The sequence below is a fragment of the uncultured Metabacillus sp. genome (assembly GCF_947503125.1).
Lineage (GTDB): Bacteria > Bacillota > Bacilli > Bacillales > Bacillaceae > Metabacillus.
Genome location: NZ_CANNCR010000005.1, coordinates 27,001 through 52,979 on the forward strand (window position 1 = coordinate 27,001; position 25,979 = coordinate 52,979).

General features: G+C 38.4%; 28 protein-coding genes and 2 riboswitches. Of the genes, 6 read left to right on the forward strand and 22 right to left on the reverse strand.

Translation table 11 applies throughout. The annotated features are described in order from the left end of the window. Positions 1-142: 142 nt before the first annotated feature. The 8 genes from nikC to Q1B07_RS05615 all read right to left on the reverse strand — a co-directional run bounded on the left by nikC (position 143) and on the right by Q1B07_RS05615 (position 10,646). Complete coding sequence (nikC, locus tag Q1B07_RS05580; protein WP_299088018.1) at positions 143-1,039, reverse strand: nickel transporter permease; 897 nt, start codon at positions 1,037-1,039, stop codon at positions 143-145. Between the two features lie 21 nt (positions 1,040-1,060). Continuing rightward, positions 1,061-2,068 (reverse strand): ABC transporter permease, encoded by a 1,008-nt coding sequence (locus Q1B07_RS05585; RefSeq protein ID WP_299088016.1) that lies wholly within the window; start codon positions 2,066-2,068, stop codon positions 1,061-1,063. A gap of 60 nt (positions 2,069-2,128) precedes the next feature. Continuing rightward, positions 2,129-3,739, reverse strand: coding sequence for an ABC transporter substrate-binding protein (locus Q1B07_RS05590; protein ID WP_299088015.1), 1,611 nt, complete (start codon positions 3,737-3,739; stop codon positions 2,129-2,131). A gap of 48 nt (positions 3,740-3,787) precedes the next feature. Further along, positions 3,788-4,753 carry a dipeptide ABC transporter ATP-binding protein gene (locus Q1B07_RS05595; RefSeq protein WP_299088012.1) on the reverse strand — a complete coding sequence of 322 codons (966 nt, stop codon included), beginning with the start codon at positions 4,751-4,753 and terminating at the stop codon, positions 3,788-3,790. Further along, the gene (locus Q1B07_RS05600; protein ID WP_299088010.1) at positions 4,734-5,747 is read right to left on the reverse strand and encodes an ABC transporter ATP-binding protein; all 1,014 of its coding nucleotides are present in this window, start codon (positions 5,745-5,747) and stop codon (positions 4,734-4,736) included. Before Q1B07_RS05600 ends, Q1B07_RS05595 begins: the two co-directional genes overlap by 20 nt. Positions 5,748-6,200: 453 nt before the next feature. Continuing rightward, positions 6,201-6,623, reverse strand: coding sequence for a transcriptional regulator MntR (gene mntR / locus Q1B07_RS05605; RefSeq protein ID WP_046513334.1), 423 nt, complete (start codon positions 6,621-6,623; stop codon positions 6,201-6,203). A gap of 177 nt (positions 6,624-6,800) precedes the next feature. Further along, positions 6,801-9,359, reverse strand: a complete 2,559-nt coding sequence (locus Q1B07_RS05610; protein ID WP_299832132.1) for a vitamin B12-dependent ribonucleotide reductase — start codon at positions 9,357-9,359, stop codon at positions 6,801-6,803. Positions 9,360-9,809: 450 nt separating this feature from the next. Beyond that, a complete protein-coding gene (locus Q1B07_RS05615) occupies positions 9,810-10,646 on the reverse strand; it encodes a biotin/lipoate A/B protein ligase family protein (RefSeq protein ID WP_299088002.1) in 837 nt (278 codons plus the stop codon). A gap of 183 nt (positions 10,647-10,829) precedes the next feature. On the opposite strand from Q1B07_RS05615, the gene Q1B07_RS05620 reads away from it, so the two are divergent. Next, entirely contained in the window at positions 10,830-11,216 is a 387-nt protein-coding gene (locus Q1B07_RS05620) for a rhodanese-like domain-containing protein (protein ID WP_299087999.1), read from the forward strand. Between the two features lie 70 nt (positions 11,217-11,286). Here Q1B07_RS05620 and Q1B07_RS05625 read toward each other — a convergent pair whose 3' ends face one another. The 4 genes from Q1B07_RS05625 to gcvT form a co-directional block, all read right to left on the reverse strand. After that, positions 11,287-11,970, reverse strand: a complete 684-nt coding sequence (locus Q1B07_RS05625) for a helix-turn-helix domain-containing protein (RefSeq protein ID WP_299087996.1) — start codon at positions 11,968-11,970, stop codon at positions 11,287-11,289. Positions 11,971-12,162: 192 nt separating this feature from the next. Then, positions 12,163-13,620, reverse strand: coding sequence for an aminomethyl-transferring glycine dehydrogenase subunit GcvPB (gene gcvPB, locus Q1B07_RS05630; protein ID WP_299087993.1), 1,458 nt, complete (start codon positions 13,618-13,620; stop codon positions 12,163-12,165). Next, entirely contained in the window at positions 13,613-14,959 is a 1,347-nt protein-coding gene (gene gcvPA, locus Q1B07_RS05635) for an aminomethyl-transferring glycine dehydrogenase subunit GcvPA (RefSeq protein ID WP_299087990.1), read from the reverse strand. Before gcvPA ends, gcvPB begins: the two co-directional genes overlap by 8 nt. A 43-nt stretch (positions 14,960-15,002) precedes the next feature. After that, positions 15,003-16,106 carry a glycine cleavage system aminomethyltransferase GcvT gene (gcvT, locus tag Q1B07_RS05640; RefSeq protein ID WP_299087987.1) on the reverse strand — a complete coding sequence of 368 codons (1,104 nt, stop codon included), beginning with the start codon at positions 16,104-16,106 and terminating at the stop codon, positions 15,003-15,005. A 222-nt stretch (positions 16,107-16,328) separates the two neighbouring features. Next, positions 16,329-16,421, reverse strand: a riboswitch (glycine riboswitch). A 291-nt stretch (positions 16,422-16,712) separates the two neighbouring features. On the opposite strand from gcvT, the gene Q1B07_RS05645 reads away from it, so the two are divergent. From Q1B07_RS05645 to Q1B07_RS05660, 4 genes are all read left to right on the forward strand, one after another. Then, entirely contained in the window at positions 16,713-18,398 is a 1,686-nt protein-coding gene (locus tag Q1B07_RS05645) for a DEAD/DEAH box helicase (protein ID WP_299087984.1), read from the forward strand. 27 nt (positions 18,399-18,425) lie between these two features. Then, positions 18,426-19,220: a YqhG family protein gene (locus Q1B07_RS05650; protein ID WP_299087983.1), complete on the forward strand. Its 795-nt coding sequence runs from the start codon at positions 18,426-18,428 to the stop codon at positions 19,218-19,220. A gap of 349 nt (positions 19,221-19,569) precedes the next feature. After that, positions 19,570-19,651: riboswitch (cyclic di-GMP riboswitch) on the forward strand. Between the two features lie 32 nt (positions 19,652-19,683). Next, positions 19,684-19,842 carry an anti-repressor SinI family protein gene (locus tag Q1B07_RS05655; RefSeq protein WP_299087981.1) on the forward strand — a complete coding sequence of 53 codons (159 nt, stop codon included), beginning with the start codon at positions 19,684-19,686 and terminating at the stop codon, positions 19,840-19,842. A 43-nt stretch (positions 19,843-19,885) separates the two neighbouring features. Continuing rightward, positions 19,886-20,272, forward strand: a complete 387-nt coding sequence (locus Q1B07_RS05660; RefSeq protein WP_299087978.1) for a helix-turn-helix domain-containing protein — start codon at positions 19,886-19,888, stop codon at positions 20,270-20,272. Between the two features lie 115 nt (positions 20,273-20,387). Here the strand turns inward: Q1B07_RS05660 and Q1B07_RS05665 are convergent, their stop codons facing one another. Next, positions 20,388-20,627 (reverse strand): hypothetical protein, encoded by a 240-nt coding sequence (locus Q1B07_RS05665; RefSeq protein ID WP_299087976.1) that lies wholly within the window; start codon positions 20,625-20,627, stop codon positions 20,388-20,390. 120 nt (positions 20,628-20,747) lie between these two features. Here Q1B07_RS05665 and Q1B07_RS05670 point away from each other — a divergent pair, with 120 nt between their 5' ends. Beyond that, positions 20,748-21,062, forward strand: coding sequence for a DUF3889 domain-containing protein (locus Q1B07_RS05670; protein WP_299087973.1), 315 nt, complete (start codon positions 20,748-20,750; stop codon positions 21,060-21,062). 161 nt (positions 21,063-21,223) lie between these two features. Here the strand turns inward: Q1B07_RS05670 and Q1B07_RS05675 are convergent, their stop codons facing one another. Genes Q1B07_RS05675 through comGA form a run of 9 tightly spaced genes read right to left on the reverse strand, consistent with a single transcriptional unit; the run spans position 21,224 to position 25,965 of the window. Next, positions 21,224-21,415 (reverse strand): YqzE family protein, encoded by a 192-nt coding sequence (locus Q1B07_RS05675; RefSeq protein WP_299087969.1) that lies wholly within the window; start codon positions 21,413-21,415, stop codon positions 21,224-21,226. 54 nt (positions 21,416-21,469) lie between these two features. Then, positions 21,470-21,964, reverse strand: coding sequence for a shikimate kinase (locus tag Q1B07_RS05680; protein ID WP_299087967.1), 495 nt, complete (start codon positions 21,962-21,964; stop codon positions 21,470-21,472). Between the two features lie 43 nt (positions 21,965-22,007). Beyond that, positions 22,008-22,388: a competence type IV pilus minor pilin ComGG gene (gene comGG / locus Q1B07_RS05685; protein WP_299087966.1), complete on the reverse strand. Its 381-nt coding sequence runs from the start codon at positions 22,386-22,388 to the stop codon at positions 22,008-22,010. 3 nt (positions 22,389-22,391) lie between these two features. Beyond that, positions 22,392-22,886 carry a competence type IV pilus minor pilin ComGF gene (gene comGF, locus Q1B07_RS05690; protein ID WP_366945150.1) on the reverse strand — a complete coding sequence of 165 codons (495 nt, stop codon included), beginning with the start codon at positions 22,884-22,886 and terminating at the stop codon, positions 22,392-22,394. Beyond that, on the reverse strand, positions 22,813-23,139 hold the full coding sequence (comGE, locus tag Q1B07_RS05695) for a competence type IV pilus minor pilin ComGE (protein ID WP_299087964.1): 327 nt from the start codon (positions 23,137-23,139) through the stop codon (positions 22,813-22,815). The genes comGF and comGE overlap by 74 nt, the downstream gene beginning before the upstream one ends. Further along, the gene (comGD, locus tag Q1B07_RS05700) at positions 23,126-23,572 is read right to left on the reverse strand and encodes a competence type IV pilus minor pilin ComGD (protein ID WP_299087962.1); all 447 of its coding nucleotides are present in this window, start codon (positions 23,570-23,572) and stop codon (positions 23,126-23,128) included. The genes comGE and comGD overlap by 14 nt, the downstream gene beginning before the upstream one ends. Continuing rightward, positions 23,553-23,864 (reverse strand): competence type IV pilus major pilin ComGC, encoded by a 312-nt coding sequence (comGC, locus tag Q1B07_RS05705; protein WP_299087959.1) that lies wholly within the window; start codon positions 23,862-23,864, stop codon positions 23,553-23,555. The genes comGD and comGC overlap by 20 nt, the downstream gene beginning before the upstream one ends. A gap of 9 nt (positions 23,865-23,873) precedes the next feature. Further along, positions 23,874-24,908, reverse strand: a complete 1,035-nt coding sequence (gene comGB, locus Q1B07_RS05710) for a competence type IV pilus assembly protein ComGB (RefSeq protein ID WP_299087956.1) — start codon at positions 24,906-24,908, stop codon at positions 23,874-23,876. After that, complete coding sequence (gene comGA / locus Q1B07_RS05715; RefSeq protein WP_299087953.1) at positions 24,898-25,965, reverse strand: competence type IV pilus ATPase ComGA; 1,068 nt, start codon at positions 25,963-25,965, stop codon at positions 24,898-24,900. Before comGA ends, comGB begins: the two co-directional genes overlap by 11 nt. Between the last annotated feature and the right edge of the window lie 14 nt (positions 25,966-25,979).

Here is a 25,979-nt window from a genome sequence, read left to right on the forward strand (position 1 = left end):
GTCCTTCCCTCCCTTTAGCCTCTACTTTATAGTGTAAGAAGCTAAAAGTGAAAATAGACCAATTGAGTGAATAACTGCTTTATGACCAAAACTACAACAAGCCCTAAAGACTTATCGCCATTTATGGGCTTGTATCATAATTTCAATGCTTCATTTTAGGATCTAATACATCGCGTAAGCCGTCACCCATCAAATTAAATCCCAATACAGTTAACATGATGGCAACCCCAGGAAAAAATAGTGTCCATGGCGCCTGAACTAAATACTGTTTTGAATCAGCGAGCATTTTTCCCCATTCAGGTGCTGGTGGTTGAGCCCCTAAACCGAGAAATCCAAGTGCAGCAGCTTCAATAATCGCTGTAGCAATCGAAAGTGTTGCTTGAACAATTATCGGTGTCAAACAATTGGGAAGGATGTGCATATATAAAATGCGCCTATCCTTCATCCCGATTGCTTTGGCAGCCATTATATACTCTTCTTGTTTGACACTTAAAACCTTTGACCTGACAAGCCGCCCAAAGTTGGGAATATTGATAATGGCAATCGCGATTAACGCATTTTGCAATGATGGTCCAAGAATAGCAACAACAGCAATCGCTAACAAAATACTCGGAAAAGCAAGCATGATATCAAAACATCGTGAAATGATCGTGTCTGCCCATTTACCATAGTAACCGGCAACAATCCCTAAGATTGTCCCAACAATTGCTGACCCCAACACTGAGAAAAAACCGACCCATAAAGAGATTCTCGCTCCATAAACAATTCGGGAAAAAATATCTCTGCCGAAATCATCTGTTCCAAACCAGTGCTCACTAGAAGGAGCTAGCAGCCTTTTGGATAATTCTTGATCTTTGAAGCCATACGGTGCAATAACCGGTGCAAGCAAGGCCAGAATAATAAAGAAGAGAACTATCCCTAATCCAATTAACGCTAATTTATTTCGACAAAAAGCTTTCCCCGCCTCTTTCCATGGAGATAATCCCTCCAACTTAACCTCGGAGGTTGTAATGGATGGTTGTTTTGCAAGCTCTGCCACTTATTTCCCCCCTTTATTTGGTTATGAATGGTAGTTAATTCGCGGATCAATCAATGCATATAACAAATCGATGATTAAGTTAATGACGACAAAGATAGCAGCAATCAATAAAATACCTGATTGAATCACAGGGTAATCTCGATAACCAATTGCATCATAAAGATACCTGCCGATTCCCGGCCACCCAAAAATCGTCTCGGTTAAAATCGCCCCTCCTAACAATAGACCTGTTTGTAGACCGATAACTGTTAAGACAGGAATGATGGCATTTTTCAAAGAGTGCTTATAAACGACCCAAAACATGCTTACACCTTTCGCTCTAGCCGTACGAATATAATCGGATTTAATCACCTCAAGCATTGTCGAACGTGTCATTCTAGCAATAATGGCCATTGGAATCGTTGCTAACGCAAAACTTGGCAGGATAAGATGCTGAATCACTTGTCCAAATTGATCCATTCTGCCTTGAATCAAGGTATCTAGTAAATAAAGATTCGTTATCGCCGTTACCGGGTTCCTAACATCTTCCCTTCCTGTTGAAGGCAGCCAGCCCAATTCAATCGAAAACGCCCATTGCTCCATCAGACCAAGCCAAAATATCGGCATTGAGACCCCGATTAAAGCAAAAATCATGGCAAGGTAATCAAACCATGAATGAGAAAACCAGGCACTAATGATTCCAGCATTTACTCCAACAAAAACAGCGATGACCATCGCAACCACGGTTAATTCAATTGTTGCAGCCAAATATGGCCAAATTTCTTCATTTATAGGTCCTCTCGTTCGTAAAGAGATTCCTAAATCACCGGTGAGGAGACCTTTTATATAATCAACATATTGGATATACCATGGCTCATCAAGACCTAATTCCCTTGTTAAGGTGGCAATGGCCTCCTTTGTTGCCTTTTGTCCAAGAATCACCTGTGCCGGGTCACCTGGTATCGCATGAATAATGGCAAAAACAATGATGGTCATTCCAAATAAAACAGGAATTAACGAAAATATACGCCGAACAGAATAAGCAATCATATCGATTCACCTCATAAATTAGGCTTTGTAAAAAGGGGAGGTCCTCTCCCCCTCCTAACCTTATTTAAATTCTACCTTTGTTAAAGGTTCTGATCCTGTCGGATGCGGCAAATAGTTTGCAAGATCACTAGATCCTGCTAATAAAGGTGTTGAATGAACTAAAGGAACCCATGGTGCATCCTCATGGATAATTTCTTGTGCCTGTTTGTATAACTCATTGCGTGTTTCTTGATTAGTTTCCGTCTGTGCCTTAATCAACACTTCATGGAGCTTATCATTGCTGTAGTAAGAATAGTTGTTGCTTCCAATACTATCCTTATCTAATAGAGTATATAAGAAGTTATCAGGATCTCCATTATCACCAGTCCAGCCAAGCATGTATGCATCGAACTCACCCTTAACCGCTTTATCTAAATAAGTCGCCCAATCGACGGACTGGATGTTTGCTTTTACGCCAATTTCAGCAAAAGATGCCTGAATGACTTCTGCAACCTTCATTCCCTCCGGCATATATGGACGTGCAACAGGCATCGCCCATAAATCCATCTCAAATCCATCAGGGTATCCAGCTTCAGCTAACAATTGCTTCGCCTTTTCCTGGTCATATTCATAATCTTTAATCTCATCATTATAGCCTTCTATTGAAGGCGGCATTGGATTTTTGGCCGGTTCTGCCTTACCGCCATAAAACGCATCAATGATCGCTTGTTTATCAATCGCATGGCTTAAGGCTTGACGGACAAGCTTGTTATCAAATGGCGGACGGTTTGTCGTAAAACCTAAATAACCAACATTCATTGAAGGTCTTTCGATTAACTGAAGCTGATCATTTCCTGTTATGGTTTCTTCATCAGAATTATTCACACCGTCCATTAAATCGATTTCGCCATTGACCAACGCGTTTAACCGCGCCGTATTTTCTGGAATCACACGGAAGATAACTTGATTTAATTTTGGATAGCCTTTTAACCAATAGTTTTCATTCTTTTCAAGCACGATTCGATCATTTTGCTTCCACTCTACAAACTTAAACGGACCTGTACCAACTGGATTTTTTCTAAAATCTTCTCCATATTTTTCAACAGCTGCCGGGCTCGCAATGCCAAATGGAGACATCGCTAAATTTTTTAAGAAAGGCGCTTGTGGTCGATTTAGCACAAATTGAACAGTATGTTCATCAATTGCTTTCACTTCTTTAATCACATGACTCTCTTCCCCTTTATAGCCGCCAAACATGCTGTAATATGGAAACTGGTCCTCATTCCCATTCATCCAGCGATTAAAATTAAAGACAACTGCCTCTGCATTAAAATCTGTCCCATCATGAAATGTAACACCTTGGCGAAGCTTGAACGTGTAAGTAAGAGCATCTTCTGATACAGTCCATGATTCTGCAAGACCCGGATGCAAGGTTGTATCCTGCTCCCCGTACGAAACCAATGTTTCAAAAATATTTTCCGTAACCTTAAACGTCTCTCCTTCAGTAGTAGTGATTGGATCCAAAGAGGTCGAATCCCCGCCACGGCCAAATACAAGCGTGTCCTTCTTTTTCGCATCATCTGATGGTTTTCCTTCAGTACCAGCCTCTTGATTTGAGCTATTGCATCCTGCTGCAATTAAACATAGTGCCAAAACCAAACTTAAAAACAACTTTACCTTTTTTCTACTCATTTGCTTACATACCCCCGTTTTTATTTTTTATCATCAAGCTGTAAGCCATTAATTAACTAAATGACATGCAACATAATGACCATCAATGCTTCGATATTCAGGTCTAACCGTTTTACAACGATCTATACAAGCTGGACATCTAGTATGAAACGCACAGCCGGACGGCGGGTTTGAAGGACTGGGAAGCTCTCCGGAAATGGTGATTGTTTCTCTTTTATAATCAGGATCGGGTATAGGAACAGCAGATAGAAGTGTTTTTGTATAGGGATGCATCGGATGTTCATAAAGCTCATCACTTTTCGCTAATTCTATTAATCTTCCTAAATACATCACCCCTACCCGGTCACTTATATGTCTGACAACTCCAAGGTCATGGGCAATAAATAGATAGGTCAGCTGAAATTGTTTCTGAATATCCTGAAGCAGATTAAGAATTTGTGCTTGAATGGAGACATCTAGAGCAGATACTGGTTCATCAGCAATAATTAATTTAGGCTTTGTCATTAAGGCTCTCGCAATCCCAATTCGTTGACGTTGACCACCGCTAAATTGATGCGGATACCTTTTTGCGTGATAACTGCTTAATCCAACGATTTCAAGCATTTCTTGTACTCGCTTTTTCCTTTCGGCTTTCGAACCAATCCCGTGAACAATAAGGGGCTCCTCCAGGATTTTTTCAATCGAGTGCCTTGGATTTAATGAAGCATATGGATCTTGGAAAACCATTTGGATATTCCGACGGGTTTTGCGTAATTCTGCTTTTGATAGTTTGGTTATCTCTTTATCTTCAAAGAGGATCTGTCCATCACTAGCCTCTACTAATCTCATGACCAATCGGGCTGTGGTAGACTTTCCGCAGCCGCTTTCTCCAACAATCCCTAATGTCTCACCCTTTTTCAAGGAGAAAGAGATGTCATCCACCGCTCTTACTTCCCCTTTTTTCTTTCCAAAAGGTCCGCCAGTTATCGGATAGTACTTTTTCAGGCCTTCAACTTTAAGAAGTAACTCTGACATCTTTATCAGCCTCCTGTTTCCCTTTATGCAAGAAGCAGCGAACCTTATGGTTAGGAAGACTCTGCTGATATAATGGCGGAGCCTCTTCAAAGCAAAGCCTTTTTGACGTTTCACATCTTTCAGCAAACTTACATCCTTTCCGCGTACTACCAGGTCGAAGGATCGTTCCAGGTATACTATATAAACGGCCTCTGTTCCCTCGCAGGTCTGGCACTGACTTTAATAGACCGATTGTATAAGGATGCTGCGGTGCTTTTAAAATCGTCCTAACATCCCCTTGTTCAACGATCTCTCCAGCGTACATCACAACCACTCGATCACAAATCTCAGCTACGACTCCTAAATCATGTGTAATAAGAATAATTGATGTATTGATGTTTCTATTTAAATTCTTCATAAGCGAGAGGATTTGAGCTTGTATGGTGACATCAAGCGCTGTAGTCGGCTCGTCCGCAATCAGTACGCGCGGGTTGCACGCCATTGCCATCGCAATCATAACCCGTTGTCTCATGCCGCCTGAAAGCTGATGGGGATATTCGGTTATTACCTCACTAGCCCTTGGTATCCCGACTAGATGCAGCAATTCTATCGTTTTTGCTTTTCGTTCTTTTTTTGTAAGCCTTGTATGTATTCGAAGTGCTTCACTTATCTGGTTACCAATCGTAAATAACGGGTTTAAAGATGTCATTGGCTCTTGAAAAATCATCGCAATTTGATTCCCTCTGATTTTCCGCAACTCTTGTTCTTTTAGCTTTGTTAGATCTCTGTTTTCAAACTCAATAGAACCATGGTCAATCTTTCCGGGAGGCCTTGGAATCAATCCCATTGTTGCTAAAGATGTTACACTCTTGCCGCTTCCTGATTCTCCAACGATTCCCAAAATCTCCCCTTCCAATAACTCAAAGCTAATTCCGTCGACTGCCGTAATGGCACTTTGGCCTGTATGAAAAGATACCTTTAAATCCTTAATTTGCAAAATCGGTCTTTCAGTCATTTCATCACCTGCCATCTTTATTTTTATAAAATTTAAAACTATCAAAATATAACAAATGCAAGTAGGGACAATTATGACACAAAACCTATTTGCCTCTTGCTAAAATTTGTCGGAAACATCCAAGAACTTTTCGACAGTTTTTATTTTCTTTTATCCCTTTAAAGCACCTTTTTTTTTAAAGCGTTGCATCTTAACACAACTAAAAACTATTGCTTTTTTCAAGCAGGAGTCAAAATTAGAGTTCTTATTCATAAAATTTTATTAAAATAATTTAGAATATAGTAACAAAATTTTAGTTAGATGCAGTCATTTTCACCTGAAATAGATGTTCAATATTTCATTTGATGACTTTTCAGCTACTATGATGGACAATTAGATTTTGGACACTCCGACTTGCAATAAAAAGCCCTATGAAGCAGGAGTTTCAATCCTGCTTCATAGGGCTTTTTTGAACTATTGTTCTTCATTATTTTTTTGAATACTTCTTAACGTATCAATCCGTTGTTCATTTTCTTCGAAGTATTGAACAAGATCACCGATGCGATCGATGGCATTCCAGCTTAAATGATGTTCAATTCCTTCTACATCATTGTAAATCTTATCATCATCAACACCAATTATTTTTAGAAACTGTTCTAACAGCTCATGGCGATATACAAGTCGTTTGCCAATTTTTTTCCCTTTATTTGTTAAGACAAGTCCACGGTATTTTTCATATATTAAGTATTCATCTTTATCAAGCTTTTGAACCATCTTTGTGACTGAGGAGGGATGTACAGCTAATGCTTCTGCTATGTCAGAAACACGGGCATATCCTTTATCTTCTATCAGTATATATATTTGCTCAATATAATCTTCCATGCTAGGTGTTGGCATGCGTTTCCCTCCAAATTGCCGATCTTTTTTAAACGAAATCATATCAATTTTACATGAGAATAATCCTCTTTACAAGAAATATGGAATCTTCGGGCTATTATCACTATTTTTTCCATTTGGGTCCTAACCACGAAAAAGGATCTGACATTTGCCAGACCCTACTTCAGTTATGCTTTTTTACAATCCGCATTTAAGCTGCGCACCGCAACTCGTACATGTATTACAGCCGCCAAGATCTTCTACTGTACCTTCACGACATACAGGACATGTATTTCCGACTTCATTTCCTATTGTAACATCTGTTGAGCGCAGATCATTAATAGTATCAACAAGAACGACTTTTCCTTTTTCTTTTGTTGCTACGTCCTCTGTCTCATCAAACGTGTTTTCTTCTGCTTTTAATGTTAATACTTGTGTGTCACGGCTTCCGTCTACATAAACTGTACCACCTTTGGCACCGCCTTTATATAAACGCTCGTAAACTTTCTCTACCTGTTCCACAGTATAGCCTTTAGGAGCATTTACCGTTTTACTGATTGAACTATCAATCCAGCGCTGGATGACACATTGTACATCTGCATGTGCCTCAGGAGCTAATTCCATTGCGGAAACAAACCATGATGGCAGATTATTAGGATCTGCTTCCGGATGGTTATCTAAATACTCTTGAACAATATCAGCTTTTACTTCAATGAATTTCCCTAATCTTCCGCTGCGGAAATAAGAGAATGAGAAGTAAGGCTCAAGTCCAGTTGATACACCAACCATTGTCCCTGTTGATCCCGTAGGTGCGACAGTTAATAGATGTGAGTTACGAATACCGAACTCTTTCACACCTTCTAATATATCAGCAGGCATTTTACTCATGAAGCCTGTTTGCGTAAATGCTTCCCGAAGACGATTGGTTTCTGCTTCATTTTCGCCAACCAAGAAAGGAAAGCTGCCTTTTTCTTTCGCTAATTCGATGGACGCACGATATGCTGTTGTTGCAATCGTTTCAAATACCTTGTCTATTAAGACATTGCCTTCTTCTGAACCATATTCTGTCTCACAATAAATAAGCAGGTCGTGCAAGCCCATTACACCAAGACCAACACGTCGTTCACCAAGTGCTTGATATTTGTTTTCCGGCAAGAAGTATGGAGTTGCATCGATGACGTTATCCTGCATTCTCACACCGACTTCAACGGTTTTTCTTAATTTATCAAAGTCGACTGTTTTTGTTTCTTTATTGGCCATTTCTGCTAAATTGACAGCAGCTAAATTACACACACTGTAAGGTGCAAGGGGTTGCTCCCCACATGGATTTGTCGCAACAACTTGTTGACCATATGCTTTTGCATTTGTCATGTCGTTTGCGTTATCGATGAAGAAAATGCCTGGCTCTGCTGAATAGGTTGCACAAATATTAATTAGGTTCCAAAGCTCTTTTGCTTTGATTTTACGATATGTGCGAACCTTGTAGCCGAGCTTTTCCCATTCGCGTACATCACCGACTTTATGCCAGTTTTCATTGTACGCCTTCATGTTTTCTTCATTGTAGCTTTCTACATCCGGGAAACGCAGTTCATAATCAGCGTCCTTTTCAACTGCATCCATAAAGTCTTTTGTTAACGTTACAGAAATATTTGCACCTGTTAGGAATTCAGAATTATGAACACTGTAATTACCGCCAGTGCGAAGTTTTATCTCTGCATCTTTGATGATTTTTTCACTGAAACCGCCTGTTCCAGGGATATTTTTGTAGTTAACGATCCCTTGGTACATGTCGATTTCCTGTTGTGTTAGCGGAGTGAATTTTAATTTATCTTGAGCGTATTTTTTGATCGCTTCATCATTTGTATTTTCGATTAAGTATCTTAGTATACGTGGATTCTGCATTTTTGAGATGATGAATTCAATGATATCAGGATGCCAATCTGCCAGCATAATCATTTGAGCTCCTCTGCGAGATCCGCCCTGCTCAACAAGATGCGTCAACTTCGCAATATCATCCAACCATGATACAGAACCAGATGATTTACCATTTACTCCGCGTGCAAGTGTATTGCGCGGACGTAAGGTTGAACCGTTTGTTCCAACACCGCCGCCGCGGCTCATGATTTCCATTACCTGCTTGCGATGCTCGGAAATGCCTTCACGTGAGTCTTTAACAAATGGCATGACATAGCAGTTAAAGTATGTTACGTCCGTTCCTGCGCCTGCTCCATAAAGAACACGACCTGCAGGAATAAAATTTAAATTAACAAGCTCTTGATAAAACTTTTCGAACCATTCTTTACGTTTTTCTTCCGTTGCTTCCACCGATGCTAATCCCGTTGCATTTCGTTTTGCAATTTGTTCGTAAAAGATTTCAAGCGGTTTCTCAATGACGTCTAACGAGCGTTTTACGATACCTGTTTCCACTTCCTCAGGTTTGTCTAAAGAATGACGATACTCCTCTTCAACAAGTACGCTTGCCGTTTTTGCTTGCCAATCAATTTCTTTAATGAATCCAAGTCCTCTTGCCGGGAATTTAGGATCCTCTTTAATCGTGAGAACGACAAAGTCTCCTTCAGAAAGGGTGATTTTCTCCGTATCCTTAAACGTATAACGGTCAAGCATAACGAGTCTTGATACACCCTTATGAGTTAACTTCATATCCTCAGTAATTGGATGAACCTGCGGAAATGCTGCGATATCTTTGTTAAGCTTCTCCACATTAATGGCCATCTTTTGCTCAGTACCAACAGTCATTGTAACAACTCCTCTATCTATCTCTCTATTAATGTTCTGATTAAACTTACCATATCCGACCACATTATTCAATATATAGTGTCTACAATTTTGCAAACAATACTATATATAGTTTTTTTGGTCAACATCCATCCAATTTGTCAAATCAAAAACTTATTAAAAAGCAAAGAAAAAGTACGATTGAATAAGATATAGTTCTAAAAAGGATGGATTTTGAAGAATTTTGTCACTTGCAAGATGAAAGTTGTCAAAAAAGATTGATTTATAAGGATTTATCATAATTTGTGTCGAAAAAATTACTTTTTGTATTCAACCGAGTACACCTTTATCAAATTGACAACAAGCTTTTATTATAATAGATTTTTATATAAATTGCATTTGTTTTACTAGCTATTTTTTCAAAGAAAAAAGACGCAACCTAAGCGATCACGTCTGCACTTATTTTCTCGTTTACCTTTTAAAATTCCACTCATCGCTCTCATATTTCTTTTTTGCTAAAGTTTCGACAATTTCAAGCTCTTCATGTGAAAGAGTATATGGCTCTAATTCAATATTCAAGCCTTTTTCAAAGCCTTCTTTAAAAGCTTTCTTCGCTTCCTCTATTATTACTGGCTTATCGCGAAGAGTATTTGTAGCAACAGCTTTGTTTTTAAAGGCACGTTGCATCCGTTCTCTAACTCGATCATTCGGATATTTAAATAGGTCAAATAACAGATCCTCATCTAAATCAAGCAGGATCGAGCCATGCTGAAGAATAACACCCTTTTGCCGTGTTTGCGCGCTCCCTGCGACTTTCCGCCCTTCAACCACAAGCTCATACCACGAAGGGGCATCAAAGCACACAGCAGAACGAGGTGACTTCAGCCCTTGCCTTTCCTCTTCCGTACGCGGAATCGCAAAATACGCATCAAGGCCCAGGTTTTTAAATCCTTCTAAAATCCCTTCTGAAATTACGCGATACGCTTCTGTTACCGTTTTAGGCATATCTGGATGCCCCTCGGAAACAATGACGCTATAGGTAAGTTCCTTATCATGCAGAACTCCGCGCCCGCCTGTCGGCCTTCTAACAAATCCTAATCCGTATTTTTTAACAGCCTCTAAATTTATCTCTTTTTCTACCTTTTGAAAATAACCGATCGAAAGAGTAGCTGGATTCCAGCCATAAAATCGAATGGTAGGCGGTATTTTCCCTGTACTATGCCAATCTAATAAAGCTTCATCCAAAGCCATATTAAACGCTGGTGAACAATTGCCCGAATCAATATATCGCCAAACTTCCTTCGTCATAACGTAACCCTTCTTTTTTAAAAATTTTACTATTTAAGTCTAGCAAAACTTTCGAAAGAAGGAAATAATATTGCATGTTAGCTAATGACAATTAAGACGAGCTTTTATATAATAAGAGAGGTTTACTTTAGAGTTCTTAAGAGCTTACAATTAGAAAAACATACATAAAAGGGGTCGAGCATTTTGACAACAACATGGTTACTCATTATTTTAGCAGCAGCACTAATCGGTTACTCTGCTTTTACTTTTTTCTATCAACGCAAAATCATGAAACACCTAACAGAAGAAGAATTCCGTACGGGCTATCGTAAAGCACAATTAATTGATGTTCGTGAACCAAACGAATTCGAAGGCGGTCATATTTTAGGTGCTAGAAATATCCCGTTATCTCAATTGCGTCAACGCTATAAAGAAATTCGTCAGGACCAGCCAGTTTATCTTTACTGCCAAAACACTGTACGCAGCGGCCGTGCAGCACAAATGCTGAAACGCAAAGGATATAGTGATTTAAATTGTTTAAAAGGCGGATTTAAAGGCTGGACAGGGAAAATAAAGAAAAAAAATGGATAAAATAAAGCAGACTCAGTACATAGCTCTTTATCAATTACGATAAGACTGTGACTGCGTCTGCTTTTTTTCTTTATTTTGCAAAGCCCATTATTTGTTTAATAACGGCCAAGCCAGATCTTTGCTCATGTTTAATTCTTTCTTGCCTGTCCTGATGCTGCTTTAGAAATGCTAAGAAACGCTCCTCACGTTCATCCGTTTGCTTTTGAACAAGTTCCCGTTCACGGCGAATTTCTTCCTTATAAAGCTCACGCTCGGATTCAGACACCTCCGACAATGAGCTGATCATTTCCTGAACATCGGAAAACTCAATACGGGCAACCTCAGTTTGCAGCTTAGCTGTTCTTGCTATCTGGTTGTTTACCGACTGCACAACATTTTGCTCCAGCTGCTTTAAGCGTTCATCTAGCTTTAGAATTCCCTGCACTTCATTCGATTCGATAAAAGCAGTAAGTTTTGCAAGCGACTGCTTTAGCTCCGAAACATCCTGCTCATCAAATTGAGCTTCTTGTTGCAATGATGAACCATTTTGATTTTGCAATAATTGCTTAATCGTTTGTGTATCTAAATTGCTTTCCTTAAACGATTTGATTTTCCTAAGCATTTCAATGTTCTCAACCGTAAGAAGCCTTGTGTTTTTGTCATCTCGTTTAAATGATAAAAACTCTGGAAATTCTTCCTCCCAGTTTTTCAATAAGTAAGCCTTTTCTCCGACTAATGAAGCCGCCTTTGAAATCGTTACATATTTTGTTGCCAATCTATCCACCAACCCTCTTTTTATTTTTTGCTAACCTATTTATTCTTCAAGGGCTGCAGCGTTTTCCTTCATGTCGACAAAGGTTCTAAAAACTAGTCATAACACTAGTGAATCTCCTGCTTTTCGGCAAGGAAGCACAAAAAAACTGACTTGCTAGTAAGAGGATCCCTACAGCAAATCAGTTTTTTCGACTTAACGTTGGTATTTTAAAATTGGCTTACGAGCAGCTGTTGTTTCATCTAGTCGTTTCACAACTGTCGTGTGCGGTGCTTCTTGAACAATTTCAGGTGTCTCTTCCGCTTCCTTGGCGATCTGAATCATTGCATCAATAAAGGAATCGAGAGTTTCTTTTGATTCCGTTTCAGTCGGCTCAATCATAATACACTCTTCAACATTTAAAGGGAAATAGATCGTTGGCGGATGATAGCCAAAATCAAGCAAACGTTTTGCAATATCAAGCGTACGTACACCAAGCTTCTTTTGACGCTTTCCGGATAACACAAATTCATGCTTGCAATGCTGATCAAATGGCAAATCATAATATGGCGCAAGACGGCGCATCATATAATTTGCATTTAAGACAGCAAATTCTGTTACAGCCTTTAATCCATCTGGCCCCATTGTACGAATATACGTATAAGCACGAACATTGATACCGAAGTTCCCATAGAATGGCTTTACACGGCCAATCGATTGCGGACGATTATAATCAAAATGATAGCCTTCTTCCGTCTTAACAAGGACAGGTTTTGGTAAAAACGGAAGAAGATCTGCTTTTACGCCAACCGGACCTGAACCTGGGCCGCCGCCCCCATGCGGTCCTGTAAATGTTTTATGAAGATTAAGATGAACGACATCAAATCCCATGTCTCCTGGACGCGCTTTGCTCAATACAGCATTTAAGTTTGCTCCATCATAATATAGCTTTCCGCCAGCATCATGGACAATTTTCGCCATTTCTAAAATATGCGCTTCAAATAATCCGAGCGTGTTAGGGTTAGTTAGCATCAATGCAGCTGTATGCTCGTCAACAACACGTCTTAAATCCTCTAAATCCACCAATCCATTTTCATCTGATTTTACCGTCACGGTTTCAAAGCCTGCAACTGTTGCTGATGCTGGATTCGTTCCATGTGCCGAGTCCGGAACAATCACTTTTGTACGTTTCAAATCATTATTGGCTTCATGATAAGCACGAATCATCATAAGTCCAGTCCATTCACCATGAGCCCCTGCCGCTGGTTGCAGCGTCACTTCATCCATGCCAGTGATTTCCTTTAAGTGCTCTTGAAGATCAAATAAAAGCTCCATTGCTCCTTGAACTGTAGACTCATCTTGTAATGGGTGAATATGCGCCAGACCAGCCATCCGCGCTACATTTTCATTGATTTTCGGATTGTATTTCATCGTACAGGATCCTAATGGATAAAAACCGGAATCAACACCATGATTGCGTTTAGATAGTGCCGTATAATGTCTCATAATATCGAGCTCAGATACTTCAGGCAGCTCTGCCTCTTCACTGCGAAGATAATCAGCAGGAATGAGTTCTTCTAATGACAATTCTTCAACCTCAAGCTCAGGCAGACTATACCCTACTCGTCCTTTTTTGCTCAGTTCAAAAATTAATGCTTGATCTTGATTATTCATTGCCATCCCCCAATTCCTTCACAAGTGTGTCAATTTCTTCTTTTGTGCGCAGCTCTGTTACAGCGATAAGCATATGGTTTTCAAGCTCAGGGTAAACTGTTCCAAGATCAAAGCCGCCGATGATCCCTTTTTCTAATAGCTGTTTATTTACTTCACGAACTGGTTTTGTTAGCTTTACAACAAATTCATTAAAAATAGGCTGTGTGAAAGGTACTTCCAATCCTGCTCTTAAACATGCATTTTTCGCATAATTGGCCTTTTGAATATTTTGAATCGCCATCTCTTTTACCCCTTGCTTGCCAAGTGCCGTCATTGCAACCGAAGCAGCAAGGGCATTTAATGCCTGGTTTGAACAAATATTGGAGGTCGCTTTATCACGGCGAATATGCTGTTCACGTGCTTGGAGCGTTAAAACAAAGCCGCGTTTTCCATTTTCATCAGTTGTTTGACCAACAAGACGTCCTGGAACCTTTCTGACCAGCTTATTCGTAACGGCAAAATATCCGCAGTGCGGGCCGCCAAATGCTGTTGGAATCCCGAATGGCTGTGCATCACCTGCAACAATATCTGCACCGAATGCGCCAGGAGGGGTTAATGCTCCTAATGCTAGTGGATTAGCTGAAACGATAAACATGCTTTTCCCAGTATGTGCGATCGGTTCAATTTCTTTTAAAGGCTCAATATGGCCAAAAAAGTTCGGATATTGAACCAATACTGCTGCAACATCATCCGACATTTCGTGTCTTAGTGCCTCTAGATCAGTTACACCATCTTTTATCGGCACTTCAACAACCTCAATATATTGGCCCTTTGCATAAGTTTTAATAACATCAAGAGATTCAGGATGTACCGCTTTTGACACAAGGACCTTTTTCTTTTTCGTTTGACCGGCAGCAAGCATTGCCGCTTCAGCTAATGCTGTCCCGCCATCATACATTGAAGAATTTGCAACATCCATACCGGTTAACTCACAAATCATTGTTTGAAATTCAAAAATGGCTTGCAGCTCACCTTGAGAAATCTCTGGCTGATATGGTGTGTAAGCAGTATAAAATTCTGAACGAGAAATCACATGATCAACGATGACCGGCATGTAATGATCATATACCCCTGCACCTAAAAATGAAGCATGGCTTCGTAAATCTTTGTTTTTAGCCGCTAATTGGGAAAGCTCTTTTAAAAGCTCTGTTTCCGATTTCGCTTTTTTAATATTGTATTCTCCTTTAAAACGAACACTTTCTGGTATATCTTGAAACAGCTCATCAACAGATTGTACACCGATGGCTTGTAGCATTTCCTGCTTATCCTGCTCGGTCATTGGTAAATAGCGATGATTCATTGCTTGTGAACCCCTCTCATAGTTGAATGTTTTTTTCTTACTATTATTTCTTTGGGCGTTTGTAAAAAGGTGTCGTTACGACAACAGCTTTTAATCTCTTTTTACGAATTTGAACTTCTACCTCTGTTCCTAGCTTTGTATATTCGGCTTTTAATAAAGCCAAACCAATGTTTTTCTTTAAGGTTGGAGATTGAGTACCAGTCGTAACAATGCCAATTTCTTCATCACCAGCAAATACTTCATACCCATGGCGTGGAATACCTTTGTCAATCAATTCAATACCGACCAATTTTCGTGCCGGGCCGTTTTCTTTTTGTTCCTTTAATACAGCTTTCCCTATAAAATCAACTTCTTTATTCGGTTTTACCGCAAACCCGATTCCTGCCTCGATTGGGGTAATATCCTTTGATAGCTCCTGTCCATAAAGCGGCAGATTTGCTTCAAAACGAAGGGTGTCACGAGCACCTAATCCACAAGGGATCACACCGTTTTCCTTCCCCGCTTCTAAAATACGTTGCCAAAGACCGACAGCATCGTCTGCAGCACAATAAATTTCAAAGCCGTCTTCACCTGTGTAACCTGTTCTTGAAACAAGTACCTTGGACCCTGCGATGTTAACACCATCTTTAAATTTAAAGAATTTTATTTCTGATAAATCCGTATCGGTAAGTGATTGCAGCACGTTTTCCGCAACTGGACCCTGAAGTGCTAAGAGAGCCACCTCATCTGATATGTTTTTAATCGTTACGTCGCCAAATAAATGAGATGTTAGCCATTCAACATCCTTTTCAATATTTGACGCATTAATCACGAGCAGGAAGTCATCCTCTGCTTTTCGATAAATAAGCAAATCGTCAACAGTTCCACCATTTTCATAACACATAGCTGTATATTGTGCGCCGCCATCCTTTAATAAAGCGACATCGTTGGTCACGATCTTTTGTAAAAAAGCTAGGCTGTCTTTCCCGCGGATCTCGACTTCTCCCATATGTGATACATCAAAAAGACCTGCTTTTGTCCGAACGGCTTCATGCTCTTCCTTAATAGAAGAAAACTGAACCGGCAAATCCCAGCCGCCAAAATCAATTGTTTTTGCACCGTAGCTTTTATACACGTTATATAATGGTGTTCGTTTTAACTCTGTCATATTGGGTAGACTCCCTTCAATTTTTGGTAAACTTATAAAGTGAGATTTAATTGAAAACATCAAAAAAAGGACATAGAACTCCCACTATCTTATAGTAGAAGTCTCTGTCCTTTTACCTGAAAGTTTACCTTATGTATAAGCGGCAAAGAACTGCTTACACTTGCCACATAAGGCTTTCCCCTTTGGTAGTTTGCTGACTTTTGCAAACACTCTCCAGAGCCGCGTCAAATAAGAGTCTTTTTGCCTGAGAGATTCACAGTTGTTTGCTCCTTCGGCGCTATATACCTTAGCTATAGTCTCTCCCCTTATTCTCATCCGCACATATTTCATTTTCAAAGTGGTTATACTACTTTAATAAATGACGATGACATTCAAACATTTCTAGTAAAGAAGAATGTAACAATTAAGAACTTTCTTTCTTCACTTACATCCTACCATGAGGGCAGGGTTTCGGCAATCTATTTTTTCCTTAACATTAAAGTTTTTTCATATAAGAATGTTCGTGTTTTTAATGATTCATTTATATTATTAGCTTTAAAGCCATTTTTTCTAACGAAATCGTGAACATTCCCTTGCAGCTTTGATTAAGAAAGGACTGTCATTCTTATGAATGTAAAGACATACTTTGATTCCTCTTGGGAGGAAGGTTTTTTTGAAAGACTAGAAAATGATGGGGTTTGGTCAAATTGGGAACTCTATAAGCTTTGCTATGAAGTGCAACAGCACACAGCCGTTCCATCATTTGAAGGCTTACAGGCGCCTAAGCACCTTCCGCATTTTACGCCGCTTCCCCATCAGTTAGAGGTAGCCCGAAGAGTTGTAGAAAAAATGAATGGAAAAGCTATTTTAGCTGATGAGGTTGGGTTAGGAAAGACAATCGAAGCAGGGCTTATTCTAAAAGAATATATGATTCGCGGCTTAGTAAAAAAGGTGTTAATTTTGGTTCCCGCCTCTCTCGTCTCCCAATGGGCCCGCGAGTTAAATGAAAAATTTTACATCCCTGCGGTCGAACAAAAGAAAAGCTATGTTTGGGAAGCTTATGATGTTGTTGTATCCTCCATCGATACTGCGAAACGAAGCCCGCATCGGGAAATCGTTTATGAACAAAACTATGATTTAGTCATTATTGATGAAGCTCATAAGCTAAAAAATAATAAAACCAAAAACTATGAATTTGTCCAAAACCTTAAGAAAAAATATTGCCTCTTGTTAACAGCAACACCTGTACAAAATAGAGTGGAAGAAATTTTTAACCTAGTTTCTTTATTAAAGCCAGGCCACTTAGGAAATGAATCTTATTTTTCAGAAGCATTTTCTGCAAAGGAACGGTCATTAGAGGACCATGAACACTTGCGTGAGCTGATTAATAAGGTCATGATCCGGAATCGCCGCGGCGATACAGGCATTGATTGGCCAAAACGTCATGTAAATACGGTACCAATTGAATTTTCAGAAACAGAACAAAATCTTTATGACACGATCACAGCATTAAAGGCTTCTTCAAAATATGCTGCCAATGCATTTTCGATCATGACTCTGCAACGTGAAGCATGCAGCAGCCGTGAAGCCGTATATATGACATTAAAGAAAATGCTCGATCGTCCTGAAGAGGAAGAAGCCGCCTTACCTAATGAGGTTATTAAGGACATTATGATTGCTATAGACGGCGTCACGCAAAATACAAAGGCACTAAAGGTCGTTGAACTGATCAAAGAGATTGATGACAAAGTTATCATCTTTACAGAATATCGGGCAACACAATTTTATCTGCAATGGTTCTTACAGCAACATGGCATTACCTCTGTTCCCTTCCGCGGGGGCTTCAAACGTGGAAAAAAAGATTGGATGAAAGAGCTCTTTAAAAATCGAGTACAAGTGCTCATTGCCACAGAAGCAGGGGGCGAAGGGATCAATCTGCAATTCTGTCACCATATCATTAACTATGACCTGCCATGGAATCCGATGAGGCTTGAACAACGAATCGGCCGGATTCACCGCTTAGGACAAGAACATGATGTGCATATATACAATATGGCCACAAAAAACACAGTAGAAGAGCATATTTTAAAGCTGCTCTACGAAAAAATAAATTTATTTGAAAAAGTCATTGGTGATCTTGATGAAATTTTAACAAAATTAGAAATTAAAAATTTCGAAGAGCATATCCAAGACATTATAATCAATTCGAAAAGTGATGGCGAGATGAAGATTAAAATGGAAAACTTAACGTCAATTCTTGATTATGCCAGTGCCTCTCAGGATCAGAGAAAGGCAGCTGGAGGAGTTCAATAAACGCAATGGCGGAAAGGTGGAATTGTCATGCAGCAGGAAAAAATTCACAGCTATTTGGAAAGTTTTTTCACAGCCAATTCTTGTGAAATTATCGAAAACGAGCCAGGTCATTTAACCGTCCAATTAACAATCGAGATGGACAAGGAATTAATGAATCGGCCCTTCTATTGGCATTACCTCGAAAAAACAAATGGAGTTCCAAACCCAATGAAGCTAACATTGATCACAGACCAACAAAAAGCACCGGCAGATTTAAAGGGCGAGGTCATGCATTTTGGTGCACCTCGCCTTCATCAAATTTTTCAAACCACCACAAAATTGGGAAGCTATATCCGCTTATTTGAAAAAGTCAATGCGTCTTATGGAAACACCCCTTTACACCCATGGCTTGGGATGAATATCATGGTTTCCTACCAATGCGACATGAAAAAGGACAAACTTTATTCCATTGGTTTACATCTCATAAGCGGTACATTAATAGAAAACTTTCAAGATAAACTAGAAACTCTTGAGCTAACACCAAAAATTCCGGACCTCTGCTTTAATTTAACACCATTAATAAGACCACAGAGCGGAATAAGAAGAATCAGGCAATTTATTGAACAAAGCATTAGCGAACAAGACCACACATGGGCAGATTCTGCTAGAAAGAGATGGAACGAGGATCTCAAACTATTAGACCACTTTTACGAAGAGTTAGACGAAAAACCGGAAAGTTATCATTTAGAAAAGGATGCTTTACGTGAACTTTATGAACCGAGAATCAATATCTCTATTCAGAATGGCGGGATTTTTTATTTAACCCAACAAGCTATTTTTTAGTAAATATTCTCTTGTGAGGCTGTTTCAAACCAATAGGTTAGAACTGTTTGAGACAGCCGTTTTATTTTATTAGCAGCTCTTTTCGACAAATTTCCCATCGGTCATTTAATAATAAATTTAAGATTCCTTAAAATTAACTTAAAGAAAAGTTTAAATAATTTACAAAAAACTATTCAAAATAGGTATTTTCACCCTTCTCATGTTACAAACATATTAAATTCACCCCAATCAAAATAATTTTTTCCAATCGACACCGTTCTGCACACTTCCTTAAAATACCTTTTTATAATAAGAATAGTTAGAAAGTCAGATATAGAAAAAGGACTTTTGAATGAATAAATATACAATATCAGTAAAAGGGCAAACCTGTTGAAAAATAGGGACGCAAAGTCACAGATCTAACGTTCTACTATGATGGCTGGGCTGCCTGAAATACAGGCTAGTATTTTAGGAGGGTAAAAAGTTGAATATTGAAATTATTGATCAAATAACTAAGGATGGCCATCTTGACCGGGAATGGGTGGAGCTCATTTTAGAAGCACTTGAAGTCGGCATTAGCGTAGAAGAAATTAAAGCGTTTTTAGCAAAGAAAGGAAATCCTGCCCTAAGTCAAGTTAGGTAAGACCATGTAAATTTTTTGCTAAGATGTTCTTCATATAAAACAAATGCCTTCTTTATATGTTATACTAGTGCTAACAAGGAAGGTGATCTTTGACGTGATTGGTCCACGAATTAAAAAATACCGAACTCAAAAAAATTTATCTTTATCTGAGCTAGCTGAAAGAGCAGGAGTTGCAAAATCCTATTTAAGTTCGATCGAACGCAATCTCCAGTCAAATCCTTCAGTTCAGTTTTTAGAAAAAGTTTCATCCGTATTAGGCGTGTCCGTTAACACCCTCCTCGATGAACAAAGTGAAACAGACCCAAAGGAACTTGACTACGAATGGAAAAAGCTCGTCCAAGACGCCATGCAGTCTGGTGTCTCCAAGGAACAATTTCGCGAGTTTTTGGAATTTACCAAATGGAAGCTACAGAATGATAATGATAAATAAGGATGAGCACGGTTGGTGATGATGATCGCCGATGTGCTCTTTTGTTTGGGATTGTTCGTTTTCTATTCTCTTCATCACGATTATTGCTATTTACAATCACTAAGGGAGAGAAATATTAATCTCCCCCGCCGCCATCTCCTCCTGAATCACCGCCAAAGCTGCTAAATGAATCATTTGAAGAATCACTATGTCTCTGTTCATGTTTAGGATCGGAATCACCTATCAAATTTGGTGGAATGAAGGTTGAGTTATGTTTTCTCGATTTTTTGTTTTTCTTGCTCTTCGTACTAACGATTACAGCTATGATCATAAAAAACAATGTAATGAAAAAAAGAGTAGAAATAATGGCTTCCATCTTTTATCCTCTCCTTTTTCGTTTTACTTTCATGTATTCAATTGTCAAACCCTTACCATCTATGAAAATGTATAGCTTTCATGTAATTGGAAATAAATACATAGTAAGGGTGGTGTCAACATGAAAAAATGGATATTTTTTCTTACTTTACTATACGGTTTAACTTTTTCTCCGGTTTCATTTTTATCGGATGCTCAGGCAGTTTCCCAAAAAACCTGGGAAGAAGTTGCTGTCAATGAAACAAAAAAACGATATCCGTTATCACAAGTACTGTTTTCACAGAAAATTTGGGACAATTCAAAAAAGGATATCACGGTAAAGCAATATCGGTTAACTTTAAGAGAAGGTATGGAGGACTTTGCGGTCTATACAACCATTACCTATGATTCTTCCACTGGCGAAATCAAAAAGATTCAGGTTATTCCTGAAGCATAAGAAAACAATAAGTGCTGGCTCTATTTAATAAAGGAGTCAGCTTTTTGATTTCTTTCATGATAACATAAATCCAGTGTGGAGGTTTTTCAAAAAATGAAAACAATTTTTAAAAGCTAATAAAAAACGATACAATTCCACTATAAATTGTACCGTTTTCAACCTCATTTTTTTCGTTTATTCAACATCAGCTTTAGAGAAAAGGGAAGGACGCCAAACCACCTATTGCTGTAAAATGTTGATGATGTTTCAACATTTTTTCGTTCTTCACGAAGCTGCTTTCTAGCTTCTTTAGGGGTATCCATATATTTGACGATTTGTTGTGTTACATATTTAACATAGTCATTAGCAGACAAGGCAAAAACACCTCTAATCTTTTGTTATCACCTCTATTTATTGCCAAAAGCCATTTATTTTAGTCGTGTTTCGATTTCATTTACGATTTCTTCAATGCTTTTATTTGATGTTTCGATCAGAAATGTGCAATCTTGATAGTGCTCTTCACGCGAAAGATATAATTCAGCAAGTTGCGCTTTTGTTTTCTTACTGGCAAGCGGTCGATTTGTATCAGTATGAATGCGATCGTAAATAATGTCTAAGTCGGCATGCAATGAGATCACATATCCATGCTTTTTCATCCATTGGCGGTTTTCTTTTTTTATGACGATTCCTCCGCCGGTGGTAATAATAACATCATCCGTAGGAAGCTCTTTAAGAATAGTCGTTTCCTCATTTCGAAAGAATTCCTCTCCATAGTTCGTAAATATCTCTTTTATCGTCATATTCAGCTTTTTCTCAATTTGTTGATCTGTATCAAGTACTGGCAAAGCAAGCTCTTTAGCCAAATATTCTCCGATTGTTGTTTTTCCTGCGCCCATAAACCCAGTCAAATAAATTGCCTTCAACGCATAAATCCTCCACGGTTTTCTTTCTACAATAACACAAGAGCTAATATTCAGACCATAAGATCATTTCATTTTTTGATAGATCAAATTGATATCTTGCTTTATTCACTTTATTTCTTATTGTTTTACATGTTAAGTGTACTTCATAAATGCTTGGAGATAATTCTTTGATTTCATATGAAAGGCTCCCATTTATTGTATTTGATTGATAAGACGTGATAGGTGTGGCTGATTGGCTTTTGATTTCCAAAAGTGACTGATCTACCGCGAGTTGCATTAAATTTTCCAGTATATAATATTGCTCTGTTTCCGAATAAAACCGTTTTTCACTAATCAGGACACTTGAAATATAAGCAACGATAAACAAACAAAAGAGGATAACACCGAGTGTGGTTGGAAAAATAAATCCTTTTTCATTCCTCATATCTCATGCCCTATCCCTCATAAATCGAAAGGTATATTGAAATTCATTTCCAGCTTTACTTACCAAAGATAACTGGATCCCAGAAGGCACCTGTTTAAATTCAAGTGTTTTTACTTTTAGTAAAAACACTTCATGTCCTGTTCCATACACCTGTCTGCGAATCATATTAGGATAGTAATGAACACTAACCAGTTTCCCTTCATTATTTGTAAAGGTTATTTCCGTTGTTTTTACAGAAAGATTCTTTGCCTCATTTAATTCTTTTTGTAATTGAATAACAAAGAGTTCCCATTCAAAAGGTTTTAAATCATCTGAATGTTGAGAGTGTGTAAGTAAAAAATGGAGGATAACGGAAAGCGATGTGATAATAATCGAATAGATAAAGAAGGATAAAATTAAATTCAAAAACGTATATCCTTTTTCATTATGAAACCAGATAACATACTGATTTTGTTTTTTCGAATGAATTTTTCCAAGATAAGCATGCCTTTGAATAATTTCTTTCCTCCTCCCATGTTAAGGTATAGTGTACATTATCCTTTACAAACTTTTCATTTAACTTTGGAGCTTGATCATAAAATACCTGTTGTGTTTTTTCGTGCAGTATCTTATAGGCTTGTAATGACTGTTGGGCGTTAAGTCTTTCTTGTGTTAAGAGAACAAGCTGAGGAATGAGAATTGTGACAATCAAGCTCCACATACTGAATGCTGCGATTGTTTCTGCAAAGGAAAATCCCTTACAATTTTTCAATATTCATCCTCCCCTTTCCAAGATAAAAAACAGCTTTATAGGTTGTTTCATGATAAGTGATGTGTAACGTTCCACTTTTTTGAATAGATCCATTGCCGTTATACGTCACCCGATTTTTAAGTGTAACTCCTTCGATTTTTATATCAGCATGGTATTTCCTTGTAAGTAAAGTTTTATTTGTATCAACTGATACCACTTTGTATTGATGCTGATCTACTAGAAATAAAATATATACGGTTGATTCATTCACTAATGCAAATTGTTGGGTAAGCAATACATCCTTTTCAAATTGATCTAAAAACGTATCTATGATTTTTTTATGATACATAGGTACAATGTTCATTATTACAGTTAAACTCATAATACTTGCAATTGATAGAACAAGCAGTGATTCGATAAGAGTAAAACCATTTTTATTGTGTTGCTGCTGCACCTTCAGTTACCTCACCATTAGCAGATATCGTCACACTGCTTCCATTTGGACATTTCGGCGATTCTCTCAAGTAACCTGCATCCACTAATTGATCCACAGTAGGCGTGGCATTGTTTTCAATTTCATATGCGGTTACTTGTGCTTGCACCATATTAATTAAGCCTTCACAGCCTTTCTCTTGAATACTAGCATTATGCTTCGTTACATTCGGTATTGTGATTAGTAATAAAACCGAGATCACTAATAGGACGATAAGCATTTCAATAAGTGTAAAACCCTTTTGATTGTTCATTTTTCCCTCCTACAAATTTTCCATCATATTGTACAATGGCAATAGCATAGATAAATAGACAAACAGAACAACTACTCCGACAAAGGCGTAAATGGTTGGTTGGATAATGGCCATCGTCTTAATAATTTTATTCTCCAGCTTTTCGATCACAAATTGACTATACATAAATAACTCCCTGGCAAGCTGTCCATTCGCTTGTCCATGTAAAATGACAAGTGCAAGCTCCTTTTCATAAAAATGGCTATCTTCAATTATTTGATGAAGCTGTACCCCCGCTTTTAATTTTTCAATAAAACGGCTGGCTTCTGTTCGATAAAATGGCAATATATTTTGCTTTTCAAAGATTTTTAGGCTTTCAAACGTAGAGAGTCCTCCCCTTAATAAATTACTAAGCTGAAGAGCAAAAAAATAGCTATGCAGCATACAGAAAATCCTTTTAACGATTGGGATTTTAATCATAATCTCCATTTGTTCATCGATCGGCTTTTTCTTAAAAATAAAAAAATAATAGAGGATGATCATTATTGTGATGATGAATCCACCTATACCACACCACTTCAACAATGCAAAAAGAACTAATAGAAATATAGAGAAAAAAGATTGTTCCAAATTCATTGAATTGTAAAGCTGCTGAAATTGCGGACTTATAACCGATTGTACAATGGAAAGGATGATACTGACGGTTATAATTAAAAAGATTGGATAGCGAAGGATTTTTGCAAGTTTATCTAAATGAGTCATTTTTTTGTGAAGAATTTCGCTGCTTGCTTTTAATGCAAATTCCATATCACCATGCTGCTCTGCAAAATAAAGGTAGCTCAATACATCGCGGTGAAAATGCAATTTGGAAAGAACTGATCGAAATGAATGCCCTGACGAAAGCTGGTTTATACAAATTAATAAGTCACTCTTTTTACTGCCTTGTTCATTGACATAAAGAAAACTTAACGCTTCGTTCAAGGTATAGCCCTTTTCAAGCATACTGCTTAACCTTTTTAAAATGTCTGCTTGCTCCTTCAAGCTCCATTTATCTTTAATCTTCATATCGAAACACCCAACGGTCATATGAATTTGGGTATAAATAACCTAAAGCAATCCCCTTTTTAATGACATCTTTCAGCATCGGATAGGAATAAGCTGCCACTTCTCCCTTTGCTTCCTTTACAACAGCAGCCAGGTTCTTACCAAAAAGTAATTCATAGACACTTAAGCGTCTTTTTTTTCTGAGCTTTTTACAGTAAGGGGGACATTCTCCTTCGCAAAAAGGGCATTTTAACTGAACAAGCCGTTGAGCAGAAACTGCAATCAAGGTTTGTTCAATCTCTGATAAACTGACATCAAACTCCAACAGCCTATAAATCGCTCCTTTTGCATCTCTTGTATGCATGGTAGATAAAACCAAATGCCCTGTTAGGCTTGCTCGTATGGCGATTTGAGCCGTCTCCCGGTCACGAATCTCACCTACCATTATGATATCAGGATCATGTCTTAAGATCGCCTTTAAACCAGCTGCATAAGTAATACCTGCTTTCTCATTTACCTGAACCTGCATCACCTCTGCACTTTTTGTTTCTACAGGGTCCTCAAGGGTAATAATATTTCGATTAAAATGACGCTTAGCATAATGAATAAGCGAATAGAGAGTTGTTGTTTTGCCTGAGCCAGTCGGACCAGTAAAAATCATCAGTCCGTGAGAATGGTTTAATATGGAGAGCAGCTTGTTTGTTGTAGCAGGAAATAATGATAGCTGTGTAATTGGCGGAATTTTTTCTTGAGGCAAAAGCCGGATAACAAGGCTTTCTTCATGGATGGTTGGCAATGTAGATAAACGAAGATGAACATTAACATTTGTTGTTGTTATGGAAAGTGCGCCATTTTGCGGCCGTCTCCTCTCTCCAATATCCATTGAGGCAAGAAATTTAAAATGCGAAATAATCCGCTCACATATTTCTTTTTTCATGCTGTGCTTTTCAATCAGATCGTCATCAATCCGGAAATGAATAAGTGTTTCTTTTTCTTTAGGAACGATGTGAATATCTGAAGCTCGTAGGGCACATGCTTCTTCAATCAGCCGTTCACTAAGTTGTTCAATGGATTGCATGGTCTCATCTCCTT

Bases quoted from the DNA above. Each gene is read 5' to 3' on its own strand.
- Q1B07_RS05585 (WP_299088016.1), bottom strand. From the start codon at position 2,068: ATGATTGCTTATTCTGTTCGGCGTATATTTTCGTTAATTCCTGTTTTA.
- Q1B07_RS05590 (WP_299088015.1), bottom strand. From the start codon at position 3,739: ATGAGTAGAAAAAAGGTAAAGTTGTTTTTAAGTTTGGTTTTGGCACTA.
- Q1B07_RS05595 (WP_299088012.1), bottom strand. From the start codon at position 4,753: ATGTCAGAGTTACTTCTTAAAGTTGAAGGCCTGAAAAAGTACTATCCG.
- Q1B07_RS05600 (WP_299088010.1), bottom strand. From the start codon at position 5,747: ATGACTGAAAGACCGATTTTGCAAATTAAGGATTTAAAGGTATCTTTT.
- mntR (WP_046513334.1), bottom strand. From the start codon at position 6,623: ATGCCAACACCTAGCATGGAAGATTATATTGAGCAAATATATATACTG.
- Q1B07_RS05610 (WP_299832132.1), bottom strand. From the start codon at position 9,359: ATGACTGTTGGTACTGAGCAAAAGATGGCCATTAATGTGGAGAAGCTT.
- Q1B07_RS05615 (WP_299088002.1), bottom strand. From the start codon at position 10,646: ATGACGAAGGAAGTTTGGCGATATATTGATTCGGGCAATTGTTCACCA.
- gcvPB (WP_299087993.1), bottom strand. From the start codon at position 13,620: ATGAATAATCAAGATCAAGCATTAATTTTTGAACTGAGCAAAAAAGGA.
- gcvPA (WP_299087990.1), bottom strand. From the start codon at position 14,959: ATGAATCATCGCTATTTACCAATGACCGAGCAGGATAAGCAGGAAATG.
- gcvT (WP_299087987.1), bottom strand. From the start codon at position 16,106: ATGACAGAGTTAAAACGAACACCATTATATAACGTGTATAAAAGCTAC.
- Q1B07_RS05645 (WP_299087984.1), top strand. From the start codon at position 16,713: ATGAATGTAAAGACATACTTTGATTCCTCTTGGGAGGAAGGTTTTTTT.
- Q1B07_RS05650 (WP_299087983.1), top strand. From the start codon at position 18,426: ATGCAGCAGGAAAAAATTCACAGCTATTTGGAAAGTTTTTTCACAGCC.
- Q1B07_RS05660 (WP_299087978.1), top strand. From the start codon at position 19,886: ATGCCTTCTTTATATGTTATACTAGTGCTAACAAGGAAGGTGATCTTT.
- Q1B07_RS05665 (WP_299087976.1), bottom strand. From the start codon at position 20,627: ATGGAAGCCATTATTTCTACTCTTTTTTTCATTACATTGTTTTTTATG.
- Q1B07_RS05670 (WP_299087973.1), top strand. From the start codon at position 20,748: ATGAAAAAATGGATATTTTTTCTTACTTTACTATACGGTTTAACTTTT.
- comGG (WP_299087966.1), bottom strand. From the start codon at position 22,388: ATGAGGAATGAAAAAGGATTTATTTTTCCAACCACACTCGGTGTTATC.
- comGC (WP_299087959.1), bottom strand. From the start codon at position 23,864: ATGAACAATCAAAAGGGTTTTACACTTATTGAAATGCTTATCGTCCTA.
- comGB (WP_299087956.1), bottom strand. From the start codon at position 24,908: ATGAAGATTAAAGATAAATGGAGCTTGAAGGAGCAAGCAGACATTTTA.
- comGA (WP_299087953.1), bottom strand. From the start codon at position 25,965: ATGCAATCCATTGAACAACTTAGTGAACGGCTGATTGAAGAAGCATGT.